The sequence below is a fragment of the Methylobacterium phyllosphaerae genome (assembly GCF_001936175.1).
GTDB lineage: Bacteria > Pseudomonadota > Alphaproteobacteria > Rhizobiales > Beijerinckiaceae > Methylobacterium > Methylobacterium fujisawaense.
In genome coordinates this window covers 1,855,162-1,869,946 of record NZ_CP015367.1, presented here as the reverse complement: position 1 = coordinate 1,869,946, position 14,785 = coordinate 1,855,162, and the positions used below count along the sequence as shown (strand labels likewise).

11 protein-coding genes and 1 pseudogene are annotated in these 14,785 nt (G+C 69.9%); 5 read left to right on the top strand and 7 right to left on the bottom strand.

What is annotated here, in order from left to right:
- Positions 1 to 130: 130 nt before the first annotated feature.
- Entirely contained in the window at positions 131 to 1,027 is an 897-nt protein-coding gene (locus MCBMB27_RS08190; protein WP_043384367.1) for a bestrophin family protein, read from the top strand.
- A gap of 9 nt (positions 1,028 to 1,036) precedes the next feature.
- On the opposite strand, the pseudogene MCBMB27_RS08185 reads toward MCBMB27_RS08190, so the two are convergent.
- Positions 1,037 to 1,620, bottom strand: a pseudogene (locus MCBMB27_RS08185) (histidine phosphatase family protein).
- 131 nt (positions 1,621 to 1,751) lie between these two features.
- Here MCBMB27_RS08185 and MCBMB27_RS08180 point away from each other — a divergent pair.
- The 3 genes from MCBMB27_RS08180 to metH all read left to right on the top strand — a co-directional run bounded on the left by MCBMB27_RS08180 (position 1,752) and on the right by metH (position 7,792).
- Positions 1,752 to 2,759 (top strand): ArsR/SmtB family transcription factor, encoded by a 1,008-nt coding sequence (locus MCBMB27_RS08180; protein ID WP_043384360.1) that lies wholly within the window; start codon positions 1,752 to 1,754, stop codon positions 2,757 to 2,759.
- Between the two features lie 57 nt (positions 2,760 to 2,816).
- Positions 2,817 to 3,737, top strand: a complete 921-nt coding sequence (gene metF, locus MCBMB27_RS08175; protein WP_043384357.1) for a methylenetetrahydrofolate reductase [NAD(P)H] — start codon at positions 2,817 to 2,819, stop codon at positions 3,735 to 3,737.
- Between the two features lie 302 nt (positions 3,738 to 4,039).
- A complete protein-coding gene (metH, locus tag MCBMB27_RS08170) occupies positions 4,040 to 7,792 on the top strand; it encodes a methionine synthase (RefSeq protein WP_075380210.1) in 3,753 nt (1,250 codons plus the stop codon).
- Between the two features lie 223 nt (positions 7,793 to 8,015).
- Here the strand turns inward: metH and MCBMB27_RS08165 are convergent, their stop codons facing one another.
- From MCBMB27_RS08165 to MCBMB27_RS08140, 6 genes are all read right to left on the bottom strand, one after another.
- Positions 8,016 to 8,360: an HVO_A0114 family putative DNA-binding protein gene (locus MCBMB27_RS08165; RefSeq protein ID WP_043384355.1), complete on the bottom strand. Its 345-nt coding sequence runs from the start codon at positions 8,358 to 8,360 to the stop codon at positions 8,016 to 8,018.
- A complete protein-coding gene (locus MCBMB27_RS08160; protein ID WP_043346246.1) occupies positions 8,357 to 8,644 on the bottom strand; it encodes a toxin-antitoxin system TumE family protein in 288 nt (95 codons plus the stop codon). Before MCBMB27_RS08160 ends, MCBMB27_RS08165 begins: the two co-directional genes overlap by 4 nt.
- Positions 8,645 to 8,846: 202 nt before the next feature.
- Entirely contained in the window at positions 8,847 to 9,851 is a 1,005-nt protein-coding gene (locus tag MCBMB27_RS08155) for an SMP-30/gluconolactonase/LRE family protein (protein WP_236952936.1), read from the bottom strand.
- A 51-nt stretch (positions 9,852 to 9,902) separates the two neighbouring features.
- A complete protein-coding gene (gene araD / locus MCBMB27_RS08150; protein ID WP_043346237.1) occupies positions 9,903 to 11,633 on the bottom strand; it encodes an L-arabinonate dehydratase in 1,731 nt (576 codons plus the stop codon).
- A gap of 16 nt (positions 11,634 to 11,649) precedes the next feature.
- A complete protein-coding gene (locus MCBMB27_RS08145) occupies positions 11,650 to 13,008 on the bottom strand; it encodes an MFS transporter (RefSeq protein ID WP_075380209.1) in 1,359 nt (452 codons plus the stop codon).
- Between the two features lie 81 nt (positions 13,009 to 13,089).
- Positions 13,090 to 13,809, bottom strand: coding sequence for a ribonuclease activity regulator RraA (locus MCBMB27_RS08140; RefSeq protein WP_075380208.1), 720 nt, complete (start codon positions 13,807 to 13,809; stop codon positions 13,090 to 13,092).
- A 192-nt stretch (positions 13,810 to 14,001) separates the two neighbouring features.
- Between MCBMB27_RS08140 and MCBMB27_RS08135 the strand changes: the two genes are divergently transcribed.
- Complete coding sequence (locus MCBMB27_RS08135; protein ID WP_043757336.1) at positions 14,002 to 14,703, top strand: GntR family transcriptional regulator; 702 nt, start codon at positions 14,002 to 14,004, stop codon at positions 14,701 to 14,703.
- The last annotated feature ends 82 nt before the right edge of the window (positions 14,704 to 14,785 follow it).

Genomic DNA, 14,785 nt, shown 5'->3' with positions numbered 1-14,785 from the left:
GTCAGCCGGGCCAGCTCGCACGGTCCGCCCCGCCGGGCTGGGCGGCCGGCGCCCCTTTTCACCAACACGTTCCTTGCCGGCGCGCGGGGGGCAGGGCAGGGCTAAGAAGCCCCCCAGACCCGAAGCCCCGATGATCGTCCGCACCCGGCCCAACCTGCTGACCCTGCTGTTCACCCTGCGCGGCTCGATCCTGCCGCGGGTGGCGCCGAAGCTCGCCGGGATCGTCGCGGTGTCCTGCGCGGTGGTCTGGGCGGAATCGCGATGGCCCGAACTGTTCCCGGTCACCGCGGGGGTCACCCCGTTCACGGTGGTCGGCCTCGCCCTCTCGATCTTCCTGAGCTTCCGCAACAACGCCTGCTACGAGCGTTGGTGGGAAGCCCGGAAGCACTGGGGCAACCTGATCGGCGAGGTGCGCAACCTCGCCCGCATCCTCCCGGCCCTGCTGCCGGAGCGGGAGGCGGCGCGCCAGCTCCGACGCCTCTCGGCCTTCGCCCACGGGCTTCATGCCCGCCTGCGCGCCCTCGACGAGGCCGCCGCGGTGGGCCGGATGAGCCCCGGATCGGACCTGTCGGGCCCGAATCCCACCGACTCGATTCTGGGCGCCATCACCCGGGACCTGGCCGCGCTGATGCGCGCGGGCGGGCTCAGCGACATCCAGTTCGGCATCCTCGAAGCCCGGATCGAGGCGCTGTCGGGCGTGCACACCGCCTGCGAGCGCCTCGCCAACACGCCGCTGCCCTTCGCCTACACCCTGTTGGTGTACCGGACCGCGTGGCTCTACTGCCTGCTCCTGCCGGTGGGCCTCACGGGCTCACTGGGCTGGGCGACGCCCGTCGTGGTGGCGCTCGTGGCCTACACCTTCTTCGGCCTCGACGCCCTCGGGGACGAGCTCGAGGAACCGTTCGGCACCGAGCCGAACGACCTGCCCCTCGACGCCATGGTCCGCGCCGTCGACCGGATCGTGCACCACGCCCTCGGCGAGCCGATGCCGGACGCGCTCGCGCCGGATGGGTATTGGCTGCGCTAGCGTCGGCGCCTAGCCGTTCCAGGCGCGCAGCACCGGCTCGGTGCGGTCGTGTTCGTAGCCGAGCACCGAGACGCTCGCTGTGCCGAGGACGAGAAGCGCCCCTCCCTGCGGGGCGGCAGCCCGATCCAGCGCGCGGCGAGCACCCGCAGGACATGCGCGCTGGAGAACACGACGAGGTCGGCATCACGGGCGCGGGCCCGGGCGATGATCCGGTCCGCCCGAACGCCGACCGCCTCCGCCGTCTCGCCGCCGGGGCAGCCGTCGCGGAACAGGCGCCAATCCGGCCGCTCGGCCAGGATCGCCTGCGTGGTCCGGCCCTCGTAGGCGCCGTAATCCCACTCCGCGAGATCCGGATCGATCACGCGCCGGTCACCGAAGCCCGTCAGCGCGCAGGTCGTGGCCGCCCGGCTCGACGGGCTCGACCAGACCTCCGCGTAGGAGCGGGCCGCGAGGCGCGGGGCGAGGGCGCGCGCCGCTTCCTCGCCCTCCGGGGTCAGGGGAATGTCGCTGCGCCCGGTATGCTGGCCGGATCGGCTCCAGGCGGTCTCGCCGTGGCGGACCAGCGTGATCTGCGGGAACGGGCTCTCGGACATGCACGCCTCCCCGGGCCCGCACTCGGCGGCCCTGCCATCAACGCGGCCGCCGCGCTTCGGTCTCATCCACCTGGCAAACCCCCGCAAGTTCGTGCTTGCGCCCACCGCGAAACGCACATAAACATATCTTTATGTCTATTGAACGCAGGCAAGAGGCGGGATCGATCCCCTTTCCGGAAGCCCTGGGCGTCCTGCGTGCGGCCGCCGAGGAGACGCGCCTGCGCATCCTGGCGCTGCTCGCCGAGGGGGAACTGTCGGTGTCCGACCTGACCGACATCCTCGGCCAGTCGCAGCCGCGGATCTCGCGGCATCTCAAGCTTCTGGTGGAAGCCGGGCTTGTCGAGCGTCACCGCGAAGGGGCCTGGGCGTTCTTCCGGCTGTCCGACGCCCGCGCCGGCCTGGCGGATCCGCTGCTGTCCGGTCTCGACCGGACCGCACCGCCCCTGTCGGAGGACCGCGCCCGTCTCGATGCCGTGCGGGTGCAGCGGGCCGAGGCGGCCGAGACCTTCTTCGCCCGGCTGGCGCCCAAATGGGACGAGCTGCGCTCCCTGCACGTGCCGGAGGCGATCGTGGAGGCGGCGGTGCTGGACGCCCTGGGCGACCGGCCGATCGGCAGTTTGATCGATCTCGGCACCGGGACGGGCCGCATGCTCGGCCTGCTGGCTCCCCGGGCCAGCCGCGCCACCGGGCTCGATTCGAGCCATGCCATGCTGTCCGTCGCCCGGGCCAACCTGGAGCGCCAGGGTCTGTCGCGGGTGGATCTGCGGCAGGGCGACATCCACGCGCCGCCCTTCGCCCGGTCGAGCTTCGACCTCGTGGTGGTCCATCAGGTGCTGCATTATCTCGACGACCCGGCCCGGGCGCTCCGCGGCGCCGCGCGGCTGGTGGCGCCGGGCGGCCGTCTGCTGGTGGTGGATTTCGCGCCGCACGAGCTGGAATTCCTGCGCACGGGCCAAGCCCACCGACGCCTCGGCTTCTCCGCCGAGCAGGTCTCCGGCTGGCTCGCGGAGGCCGGTCTCGCCACGGTCGGCACGCGCGATCTGGCGCCGCGCGAGTCGGGTCAGCTCACCGTCACCCTCTGGCTGGCCCAGGACGGTCTGGCCGACGAGACTGAACAGCCCCGGCGCGCCGTCGCCTGACATCCAGAACCTTCGCAGACTTCGTCTGAACCGATCGACATAGAGGACGAGACCCCGATGCGCCGCTCCACCCACCGCGCCAGCCGCGACGGCTACCACCCGATCCGCGTCTCGATCGAGTTCTTCCCGCCGAAGACCGAGGAGATGGAGAAGATCCTCTGGGGCTCGATCGAGCGTCTGGCGCCGCTTCAGCCGAGCTTCGTCTCGGTGACCTACGGGGCCGGCGGCTCCACCCGGGAGCGCACCCACAACACGGTGGCCCGGATGGTCCGCGAGACCGGCCTGAAGCCGGCCGCGCACCTCACCTGCGTGGACGCCACCCGGGAGGAGATCGACGCGGTGGTCCAGTCCTACTGGGATGCGGGCGTGCGCCACATCGTGGCGCTCCGCGGCGACCCGGCGGAGGGCGTCGGCCACGCCTACCGGCCGCATCCGGGCGGCTACGCGTCGACCGCCGAGCTGGTCGAGGGGATCAAGCGGATCGGCGACTTCAAGGTCTCGGTCTCGGCCTATCCCGAGAAGCACCCGGAGGCGGCCTCGCTCGACGCGGACATCGAGGCCCTGAAGGCCAAGGTCGATGCCGGCGCCGATCAGGCGATCACCCAGTTCTTCTTCGAGAACGAGGTCTTCCTGCGCTACCTGGAGAAGGTCCGGGCCGCGGGGATCACGATCCCGATCATCCCGGGCATCCTGCCGGTGCAGAACTTCAAGCAGGCGGCGAACTTCGCCCGCCGCACCGGCGCCTCGGTGCCCTACTGGCTGGCCGCAAGGTTCGAGGGCCTGGAAGACGACGTGGAGACCCGCCGCCTCGTCGCCGCCGCGGTGGCGGCCGAGCAGGTGCTCGACCTCGTGGACGAGGGCGTCAACGACTTCCACTTCTACTCGATGAACCGCTCGGATCTGGTCTACGCGATCTGCCACCTGCTCGGCCTGCGCGCCCAGGCGCCGAAGCTGGCGGCCGCCAAGGCGGCGGCTTAATTCCCGAGGCCGCGCTCGACACCCCCGATCCGTCCTCGCGAGCGCAGCGAAGCGACCCAGGACAGCGCGACATCCGTGAGCGTGGCGCTGCTGGACGGCTTCGCTCCGCTCGCAGAGACGGGGACGCTTCCGCGCCCGTGGCACGGAAGCGTCTGGTAGAACGAAGGTTTTCACCCTCCTGAGGTGCCGCGCGAGCGGCCTCGAAGGCGGGCTCCAGGGAACACCGAGATATCTGGAGGCCTCCTGCGAGGCCTCCGCTTCGCTCCGGCACCTCGGGACGAGGTGATCTGACAGGACGCATGATGACCGATTTTGCCCCCGTCGACGGTACCGCGATCGCACAGGCGCTGCGCCAGCGCGCGGCGGAGAAGATCCTCGTCCTCGACGGTGCGATGGGCACCGTGATCCAGCGGCTGAAGTTCTCGGAAGAGGACTTTCGCGGCGACCGGTTCAAGGATCACGGCCACGATCAGAAGGGCAACAACGACCTCCTGATCCTGACCCAGCCCGACGCGATCCGGCAGATCCACCTCGACTACTTCCTGGCCGGCGCCGACGTCTGCGAGACCAACACCTTCTCGGGCACCACCATCGCCCAGGCCGATTACGGCATGGAGTCGATCATCCACGAGTTGAACCGGGAGGGCGCGCGTCTCGCCCGCGAGGCCGCCAGGCTCGCCGAGGAGACGGACGGCCGCCGCCGCTTCGTGGCCGGCGCCATCGGCCCGACGAACCGCACCCTGTCGATCTCGCCGGACGTGAACAACCCGGGCTTCCGGGCCGTCACCTTCGATCAGGTCAAGCAGGCCTACGTGGAGCAGGTCCGCGGCCTGATCGACGGTGGCGCCGAGCTGATCCTGATCGAGACGATCTTCGACACGCTCAACGCCAAGGCGGCGGTGGCGGCGGCGTGGCAGGTCTTCGATGAGACCGGCATCCGCCTGCCGATCCAGATCTCCGGCACGATCACCGACCTCTCGGGCCGCACCCTGTCGGGCCAGACCCCGGCGGCCTTCTGGCACGCCCTGCGCCATTCCGATCCGCTGACCTTCGGCCTCAACTGCGCGCTGGGCGCCCGCGAGATGCGCGGCCACATCGCCGAGCTGTCGCGGATCTGCGACACGCTGGTCTGCGCCTATCCGAATGCCGGCCTGCCCAACGAGTTCGGCCTCTACGACGAGAGCCCGGAGGCCATGGGCAAGCTCGTCGGCGAGTTCGCCGAATCCGGCCTCGTCAACATGGTCGGCGGCTGCTGCGGCACCACCCCAGACCACATCCGCGCCATCGCGGAGGCCGTCGCCGGCAAGGCGCCGCGGCCGATCCCCGAGATCCCCCGCCTGATGCGGCTGTCGGGCCTCGAGCCCTTCGTCCTCACGAAGGAGATCCCCTTCGTGAACGTCGGCGAGCGCACGAACGTCACCGGCTCGGCCAAGTTCCGCAAGCTCATCACCAACGGCGACTACGCGGCGGCGCTGGACGTCGCCCGCGATCAGGTGGCGGCCGGCGCCCAGGTGATCGACGTCAACATGGATGAGGGCCTGCTCGACTCGCAGAAGGCGATGGTCGAGTTCCTCAACCTCGTCGCCGCCGAGCCCGACATCGCCCGGGTGCCCGTGATGGTCGATTCCTCGAAGTTCGAGGTGATCGAGGCGGGGCTCAAGTGCATCCAGGGCAAGCCGATCGTGAACTCGATCTCCATGAAGGAGGGCGAGGAGAAATTCATCGAGGCGGCACGCGTCTGCCGCTCCTACGGCGCCGCCGTGGTGGTGATGGCCTTCGACGAGCAGGGGCAGGCGGATTCCTACGAGCGCAAGGTCGAGATCTGCACCAAGGCCTACCGGATCCTGACCGAGCAGGTCGGCTTCCCGCCCGAGGACATCATCTTCGACCCGAACATCTTCGCCGTCGCCACCGGCATCGAGGAGCATAACGGCTACGGCGTCGCCTTCATCGAGGCGACCCGGACGATCCGCGAGACCCTGCCGCACGCCCACATATCGGGCGGCGTCTCGAACCTGTCCTTCGCGTTCCGCGGCAACGAGCCGGTGCGCGAGGCGATGCACGCGGTGTTCCTGTTCCACTGCATCCAGGCGGGCATGGACATGGGCATCGTCAATGCCGGCCAGCTCGCCGTCTACGACGAGATCCCGGCGGAGCTCCGCGAGCTCTGCGAGGACGTGGTCCTCAACCGACGCGACGATTCCACCGAGCGCCTGCTGGAGGCCGCCGAGCGGTTCAAGACCGGCGCCTCGGCCCAGGCCAAGACCGCCGACCTGACTTGGCGCGAGGCGCCGGTCGGGAAGCGCATCGAGCACGCCTTGGTCAACGGCATCACCGAGTACATCCTGGCCGACACCGAGGAGGCCCGCCAGGGCGTGGAGCGGCCGCTCCACGTCATCGAGGGCCCGCTGATGGCCGGCATGAACGTGGTCGGCGACCTGTTCGGCGCGGGCAAGATGTTCCTGCCGCAGGTGGTGAAATCCGCCCGGGTGATGAAGCAGGCGGTGGCCTATCTCGAGCCCTACATGGAGGCCGAGAAGCTCGCCAATGGCGGCGACGGCAAGCGCCAGGCCGCCGGCAAGGTGCTGATGGCCACCGTGAAGGGCGACGTCCACGACATCGGCAAGAACATCGTCGGCGTCGTGCTGGCCTGCAACAACTACGAGATCATCGATCTCGGCGTGATGGTGCCGGCCGCCAAGATCCTGGAGACCGCCAAGCGCGAGCAGGTCGACATCGTCGGCCTGTCCGGCCTGATCACCCCGTCGCTCGACGAGATGGTCCACGTGGCGGGCGAGATGGAGCGCGAGGGCATGGACGTGCCGCTGCTGATCGGCGGCGCCACCACGAGCCGCGTCCACACGGCGGTGAAGATCCACCCGGCCTACGCCAAGGGGCAGGCCGTCTACGTCACCGACGCGAGCCGGGCGGTCGGCGTGGTGTCGAGCCTGATCTCCAAGGAGACCCGTGGGCCCACGATCGAGAAGGTCCGGGCCGAGTACGCCAAGGTCGCCGACGCCCATAAGCGCTCGGAGGTCGACAAGCAGCGGCTGCCGCTGGCCAAGGCGCGGGCCAACGCCTTCAAGGTCGACTGGTCGGGCTACAAGCCGGCCAAGCCGACCTTCACCGGCACCCGGGTCTACGGCTCCTACGAGGTCGCCGACCTCGTGCCCTACATCGACTGGACGCCGTTCCTGCAGACCTACGAGTTCAAGGGCCGCTTTCCGGCGATCCTGGACGATCCCGAGCAGGGACCGGCCGCCCGCGCCCTCTACGAGGACGCGCAGGCGATGCTGAAGCAGATCGTTGAGGAGCGCTGGTTCAACCCGAAGGCGGTGATCGGCTTCTGGCCGGCCAACAGCGTCGGCGACGACATCGCGCTCTACACCGGCGAGAGCCGGTCGGAGCGGCTCGCCACCTTCCACGGCCTGCGCCAGCAGCTCTCGAAGCGCGACGGGCGCGCCAACACCTGCCTGTCGGACTTCGTGGCGCCTTCCGAGACCGGCATCGCCGACTATGTCGGTGGCTTCGTGGTGACGGCCGGCCTGGAGGAGGTGCGGATCGCCGAGCGGTTCGAGCGGGCGAACGACGATTACCGGGCGATCCTCGTGAAGGCGCTGGCCGACCGCATCGCCGAGGCCTTCGCCGAGCGCATGCACGAACGGGTGCGCAAGGAGTTCTGGGGCTACGCGACGGAGGAGGCCTACGCCCCCGAGGAGCTGGTGCTGGAGAAATACGACGGCATCCGCCCGGCTCCCGGCTACCCGGCCCAGCCCGACCACACCGAGAAGACGACCCTGTTCGACCTGCTGCGGGCCGAGAGCCGGATCGGCGTGAAGCTCACCGAATCCTACGCCATGTGGCCGGGCTCGTCGGTGTCGGGGATCTACATCGCCCACCCGGAGGCGCACTATTTCGGCGTCGCCAAGGTGGAGCGGGATCAGGTCGAGGATTACGCCGTCCGCAAGGGCATGGATGTCCGCGAGGTCGAGCGCTGGCTCGGGCCGATCCTGAACTACGATCCGGCGCGGTACTTGGCGCAGGCGGCGGAGTAGGGGCGGGGGCTCGACGCACCACGAGGCCATACGGTCTTAGGTCGGAGCGCGGGTCCCTCTCCCGAACGGGAGAGGGACCCGCGCTCCCTGATCAGCGGCAATGTCCACCGGAGATGTGTGAACAGCGCATCCTGTCCGGGGAAGCGGCGTTTCGGATGAAACGGAACCCCTGTCCCGGGCGCCTGCGCCGCCAGCCGAATGCGAGCCTGGGATGGAAGAGTCCTCAGGCCGCCTTCCCGATCGTGAAGTCGACGTGCACGGCGTCGTAGGGAAAGACGATGCGCTCGTCGTCCGTACGATCCAGGATGCCGGCATTCAGGAGCGCGTGCACGTCGGCGTGGATGTTCTTTACGTCCCGATCCAGCAACCGCGCCACGGCGCGCAGCGACATGGGCTCCTGGCCCGCGAGCGCTCGGATCAGCGCCCAGCGACGGGGCGTCAGGACGGTCCACAAGCCCTCGACGCTGGGGAAAGAGATGAACGCGCCGCGCTTCTCGCCCCGGAAGGCCGCCAGTACGCGGGCACTAGCCTCCTCGACCGAAGAGACGCCGATGGTCACGGTTCTCATGACTCCCTCCAGGGTTCGACATCGGCCCAGAAATCGGCCAGCAGGGCCTCGGGGGTGGTAAAGCGATAGGCGATCTCCGCCTCGCCGACGTGCCTGTGGTCGCCCTTGCCGGCTTCGTTGTCATAGCGAAGCACGCATGCACCATCGACGACGAGGGCGAGCCGGTACTTGAAGGCGTGGCTGCTCTCGCGGACAGGCGTCGGCACGCGCCAGACCACCAGCTCTGCGAACGACCGCCCAGGGATGATTGCGATTCGCTCCTTGAGCAGGAGTTCGGCCTTCACGTCAGCGAAAATGCCGGTGGCGACGGCTGTTGGCAAGAGAACCAACACACGTCGGGGAGTCGAGTCGAGAGCGTGCCTGCCGCCTCTGGGTCCCGCCTGAGATTCCGCTGGCCCTCACCGGGCCGCGTGCAACGAAAACGGAAATGGAACCCGGGATCCGCCCCGCAAGTCATCGCGGAGCGGTTCGCCGTATGATGCGGCCTCAGCAGGTCCCAGCGCCCCGGGTATTCACGTAGAGCGCGTAGACCGAGTGCGTCGCCGTCATCAGCAGCAGGTTGCGGTTCAGGCCGCCGAAGCACAGGTTGGCGCAGCGCTCGGGCAGGCGAATCCGGCCGATCAGCTTGCCCTGCGGTGAGAGCACGATGACCCCGTCCTCGGCCTCGCTCATCCCCCAGCCGCACCAGAGATTGCCGTCGACATCGGCGCGGAAGCCGTCCGGCGTGCCGGTGCCGGCGTCGTAGAACACGCGGCCGTTGGCGGTCTTCGTGCCGTTCTCGACCACGTCGTAGACGCGGATCAGGCGGTTGGGCTTGGCCCGGGCCTCGATCAGGTACAGCTTCGTTCCGTCCGGCGCGAAGCACAGGCCGTTCGGCCCGGCCACACCCTCGACCACGACGCTGGCCTGCCCGGTCGCCGGATCGATCCGGTAGACGTTGCCCGGCAATTCCGGGGCCGCCATCGCCTCGTGGGGGTTCGGCCCGAAGGCGGGATCGGTGAACCAGACCGCGCCGTCGGCATGGCAGACCACGTCGTTGGGCGAATTCAGCGGCTTGCCGTCGAACCGGTCCATCAGCGTGGTGATGGTCCCGTCATGCTCGGTCCGGGTGACGCTGCGGGTCCTGTGCTGGCAGGTGATCAGCCGCCCCTGCCGGTCGCGGGTGTTGCCGTTGGCGTAGTTCGACGGCCTGCGGAATTCCGAGAGCGAACCCGACGCCTCCTCCCACTTCATGATCCGGTCGTTGACCACGTCGCTGAACAGCAGCGCGCCACGGTCGCCGAACCAGACCGGCCCCTCGGCCCAGCGGAAGCCCGTGGCGACCCGCTCCACCGTCGCCGAGGCGAGGCGGTACTTGGCGAAGGCCGGATCGAGGATCTCGACGGCCGGGTCCGGCACCCGCTGCGACGGCTCCCAGCCGGCCCCGGCCGCCCGCGCGGCGCCGAGCAGGGCCGCTCCGGCGAGCAGGCCCCTGCGTGCGATCATCACCATGTGTCCTCCCTGTGATCGGGCCCGCCGCCTGTTGCCGACGGCTCGGGCCGGTCAGTGAATCTCGGGTTCCGGGATCCCCCCGGCGCCCTCCAGAAAGTCGAAGTCGCAGCCCTCGTGGGCCTGCCGCACGTGCTGGGCGAACAGGCGGTTGTAGCCCCGGGGATAGGCCCGGTCGGGCGGCACGAAGGCCTTCACCCGCGCGGCGATCCCGGCATCGTCCAGGTGCAGGTGGATCCGGCGGGCGGCCACGTCCACGCTGATCAGGTCGCCGTCGCGCACGGCGGCGAGCGGGCCGCCCGCGGCCGATTCCGGCGCCACGTGCAGGATGCAGGCGCCGTAGCTCGTCCCGCTCATCCGCGCGTCCGAGATGCGGACCATGTCGCGCACGCCCTGGCGGAGCAGGACCTTGGGGATCGGCAGCATGCCCCATTCCGGCATGCCGGGCCCGCCGATCGGGCCGGCATTGCGCAGGATCATGACGTGGTCGGGGGTGACGTCGAGGTCGAGGTCGTTCACCGCCGCGCTCATCGCGTCGTAGCTGTCGAAGACCAGCGCGGGGCCGGTATGCTGCAGGAGCCGCGGGTCGGCGGCGGGCGGCTTGATCACGCAGCCGTCCGGCGCGAGGTTGCCGTAGAGGATCGCGGTCCCGCCCATCGACACGATGGGCTTGTCGAGGGGGCGGATCACGTCGTCGTTGAAGACCTTCGCGCCGGCGAGCCCGTCGCCGATCGTGCCGCCGGTGACCGAGCGAGCGTCGAGGTGGAGGAGGGGGGAGAGCCGCGCCATCAGCGCCCGGATTCCGCCCGCGATGTGGAAATCCTCCATCAGCCACTGCCCCGAGGGCCGGAGGTTGGCGATCACCGGGACTTTCTGGGCGACCTCGTCGAACGCGGTGAGCTTGACCGGGATGCCGGCCCGGCCCGCCATGGCCACGAGGTGGATCATCGCGTTGGTGGAGCCGGCCAGCGCGTTGTGGACGACGAGCGCGTTGTCGATGGAGCGCCGGTCGAGGATGTCGGAGGGCTTCAGGTCCTCCCAGATCATGTCCACGATGCGCCGGCCGCAGGCGCTCGCCATGCGGGGATGGTCGGCGTCGGCCGCCGGGATCGAGGCCGCGCCCGGCAGGGACAGGCCCAGCGCCTCGGTGATCGCCGTCATGGTCGAGGCCGTGCCCATGGTCATGCAGGTGCCGGCGGAGCGGGCGATGCCCGCCTCCATGTCGTTCCACTCCTGCGTGGTGATGGTGCCGGCCTCCTTCTCGGCCCAGTACTTCCAGACATCCGAGCCGGAGCCGAGGATCTTGCCCCCGAAATGCCCGCGCATCATCGGCCCCGCCGGGAGGAAGATCATCGGCAGGTTCATGGAGATGCCGCCCATCACGGTGCCGGGCGTGGTCTTGTCGCAGCCGCCCATCAGCACCGCCCCGTCCACCGGGTGCTGGCGCAGCAGCTCCTCCACCTCCATGGCCAGGAGGTTGCGGTAGAGCATCGTGGTCGGCTTGACGAAATTCTCGGACAGCGACAGCGCCGGCAATTCGATCGGGAAGCCCCCCGCCTGCCAGACGCCGCGCTTCACCTGCTCCACGCGCTCGCGGAAATGCAGGTGGCAGGGATTGATGTCGCTCCAGGTGTTGATGATGCCGACGATGGGCTTGTTGCTGAAATCCGCCCGCTCATAGCCCATCTGCAGCATGCGCGAGCGATGGCCGAAGCTGCGCAGGTCGGTGGCGCCGAACCAGCGCTGGCTGCGCAGGTCGCCCAGGTCCTTCTTGCGCGCGGTCATCGCTCTGTCTCCGGTCTCACGGGCTCGGGCCGGCGGGGCGGAACGCGCCGCCGGTCCCATCGCGCGGGTCCGCCTCCGCCCGGCCTGACCGGACAGAGACGACCGTGATCGCCGCCGAGGCGAGCGCGCAAGCGGCCAGGAAATAAAGTCCCGCCTCGTAGCTGCCGGTGTAATCCTTGAGCCAGCCCAGGACGTAGGGACCGACGAAGCCGCCAAGATTGCCGATCGCGTTGATCAGGGCGATCCCCCCGGCCGCCGCGGGCCCGGACAGGAACTCCCCCGGCATCGCCCAGAAGGCGGGCTTGCTGCCGTAGAGCCCGATCGTCGCCACCGACATGGCCGTCAGCGCCCAGAGGCTGCCGAGCAGGGGGCCGGAGGCGACGAGGCCGAGGGCGGCGACCAGCGCGGCGATCACGAAGTGCCAGCGCCGCTCGTTGCGCCGGTCCGACGACCAGCTCCAGGCGACCATGCCCAGGGTCCCCACGACGTAGGGTACCGCCGTGGCGACCCCCGTCTCCCAGTCGGTGAGATGCAGGCTCTTCAGGATCGGCGGCATGAAGAAGGTGATGCCGTAGGTGGCGGTGCCGATGGTGAAGTAGATCGCCCCGAGGGCGAGCACCCGCCGGTCGGTGAGGGCCTGTTTGAGGGTGAGATGCCCGTGAGCCCTGAGCGTGCCCGCACGCTCCGCCGCGAGTTCGTCCCTCAGCCAGCGCCGCTCCTCGGCCGCGAGCCACGCTGCCTGTTCGGGCCGGTCCGTCATCAGCGCCAGAACCGCGACGGCCAGCAGGATCGAGGGCGCGGCCTCCAGGAGGAACAGCCACTGCCAGCCGTGCAGGCCCAGCACGCCGTCGAGCTGGAGCAGCGCCCCCGAGATCACCGCCGTGAGGGCATTCGAGCCCGGTACCGCCAGGAACAGGGCGGCGACCACGCGGGCCCGGTACCGCTTCGGGAACCAGAAGGTGAAGTAGAGGATCACGCCGGGGAAGAAGCCGGCCTCGGCCACGCCCAGCAGGAAACGCAGGGCCAGAAAGCTCACCGGGCCGGTGATGAGGACCATGCTGCCCGCCACCAGTCCCCAGGTGACCATGATCCGGGCGATCCAGAGCCGCGCCCCGGCGCGCTCCAGAAGGACGTTGCTCGGAATCTCGAAGAGGACGTAACCGAGGAAGAAGATGCCGGCAGCCCAGCCGTAGAGCGTGGCGGAGAACCCGAAGTCCCGCTTCAGGCCGAACGCGGCGAAGCCCACATTCGTCCGGTCCATGTAGGCGACGAAGTAGATCAGGACGATCAGCGGCAGGAGTCGCCACGACACCTTGGCGATCGTCCGCCGCTCGATCTCCGGCGCCGCAGCGCCCCCGCGCAACCCCGCCGCCATGGCGTCCCCCCAAGCCGAATCCGACGCGTTCCGGCCCGTTGCCGATCGCGGGCCGGGCTGGAGCGGGCCAGTCCGGCACGCTCAGCGGCCGGTCCGCTTCCGCCAGGCGGCGAAATCGGCGAGGCTCTGTTCGTCGGTGGCAGGGTAGAGGCCGAGGATTGTGCGGCCCTTGCGAACCTCCTCGGTGACGAAGTCCTCGTAGGCGGTCATCTCGACGGCCTCGTCGGCGACGGCGTCGGCGAGATGGGCCGGGATCACCGCCACCCCGTCGCCGTCGCCGACGATCACGTCCCCGGGGAAGACGGGCGCGTCGCCGCAGCCAATCGGCACGTTGATGTCGATCGCCTGATGGAGGGTGAGGTTCGTCGGCGCCGACGGGCGCGCGTGATAGCTCGGCATCTCCAGCCGGGCGATCTCGTCGGCATCGCGAAATCCGCCGTCGGTGACGAGCCCGGCGCAGCCGCGCACCATCAGCCGGGTGGCCAGGATCGAGCCGGCGGAGGCCGCCCGGGCGTCCTTGCGGCTGTCGATCACCATCACGGCGCCGGGCGGGCACTCCTCCACGGCCTTGCGCTGCGGATGCGCGCGGTCCCGGAACACCGTGATGGGGTTCAGGTCCTCCCGGGCCGGGATGTAGCGCAGGGTGTAGGCCTCGCCGACCATCGTCGGGCCGCCGGCCTTCAGGGGCAGCACGCCCTGGATCATCTGGTTGCGGAAGCCGCGCTTGTAGAGGGCGGTCATCAGCGTCGCCGTGCTGACGGTCTTCAGCTTGGCGCGCATCTCAGGGGACATCCCGGACATCCGCTCCTCCTCCCTGGGCCTCGGTCTCGGCACCCGCGAACAGTGACAATCACATGTCGCTTGCGCCGGCCTTGGCTCCCGCCCGCACTGAACGCGGACTGATATCCCAGGGCTTGAGTAGCATGGTGCGCGGCGCCATTGTCAACCGGCGCGGGTTGCGACAGACAGGATCCGACATCGACGGGGAAGCCCTTGGCCGGATTGGGATTTGCGGGCGGCGGACAGGTGCCGCCGGAGGATGGGCGCAGGCCGCGCTCCCTCGCCGAGACCGCCTATGACGCCATCGAGCAGATGATCATCAGCCGCCGTCTCGCCCCGGGCGCCATGGTCTCGGAGGGCGAACTCGGCGCGGAGCTGGGCCTCGGCCGGACGCCGGTCCGCGAGGCTCTGGCACGGCTCAAGACGATCGGGTTCGTGGAGGTCCATCCGCGGCGCGGCGTTCTCGTTACCCAGGTGGACGTCATCAAGCATCTCGAATTGCTGGAGGTGCGGCGACCCCTCGACGAGACCGTGGCCCGCTGCGTCATCGCGCGCGGCACGGCGGAGGACATGGCACACCTGCTGGACCAGGCAGCCGGATTGCGCAGCGCCGCGGAGGCCCGCGATCGGGAGGCCTATTTCCGGACCAAGCGCGGCCTGCACGAGGCCCTCGTCGGCGCGGCCTACAACGCGACGCTCACCGGCACCATGGCGGCGCTCCACGCCCAGTCCCGTCGGTTCTGGTACACCTACGAGCCCACCGCCAGCTTCCTGGATTGCGCCGGGATCCACGGGGCGATCCTGTCCGGCATCGCGGCGCGGGACGAAGCGGCGGCCCTAGCCGGGATCGGAACGCTGTTCGACTTTCTCGACCGGATGACCCGCCGGGCCCTCGACCGGCGGCCCCTGGTCTGACAGGTTGACCGCCCCGAACCCGCCCCTATCCTGAAACTGGGATATCAGCAGCATCCCAGCGGCGGGCGGAACGGTGGCCGAT

Excerpts from the sequence above, each read along its gene's own strand:
- MCBMB27_RS08190 (WP_043384367.1), top strand. The coding sequence starts at position 131 with ATGATCGTCCGCACCCGGCCCAACCTGCTGACCCTGCTGTTCACCCTG.
- MCBMB27_RS08145 (WP_075380209.1), bottom strand. The coding sequence starts at position 13,008 with ATGGCGGCGGGGTTGCGCGGGGGCGCTGCGGCGCCGGAGATCGAGCGG.
- MCBMB27_RS08155 (WP_236952936.1), bottom strand. The coding sequence starts at position 9,851 with ATGGTGATGATCGCACGCAGGGGCCTGCTCGCCGGAGCGGCCCTGCTC.
- araD (WP_043346237.1), bottom strand. The coding sequence starts at position 11,633 with ATGACCGCGCGCAAGAAGGACCTGGGCGACCTGCGCAGCCAGCGCTGG.
- metF (WP_043384357.1), top strand. The coding sequence starts at position 2,817 with ATGCGCCGCTCCACCCACCGCGCCAGCCGCGACGGCTACCACCCGATC.
- MCBMB27_RS08180 (WP_043384360.1), top strand. The coding sequence starts at position 1,752 with ATGTCTATTGAACGCAGGCAAGAGGCGGGATCGATCCCCTTTCCGGAA.
- MCBMB27_RS08165 (WP_043384355.1), bottom strand. The coding sequence starts at position 8,360 with ATGAGAACCGTGACCATCGGCGTCTCTTCGGTCGAGGAGGCTAGTGCC.
- metH (WP_075380210.1), top strand. The coding sequence starts at position 4,040 with ATGACCGATTTTGCCCCCGTCGACGGTACCGCGATCGCACAGGCGCTG.
- MCBMB27_RS08140 (WP_075380208.1), bottom strand. The coding sequence starts at position 13,809 with ATGTCCGGGATGTCCCCTGAGATGCGCGCCAAGCTGAAGACCGTCAGC.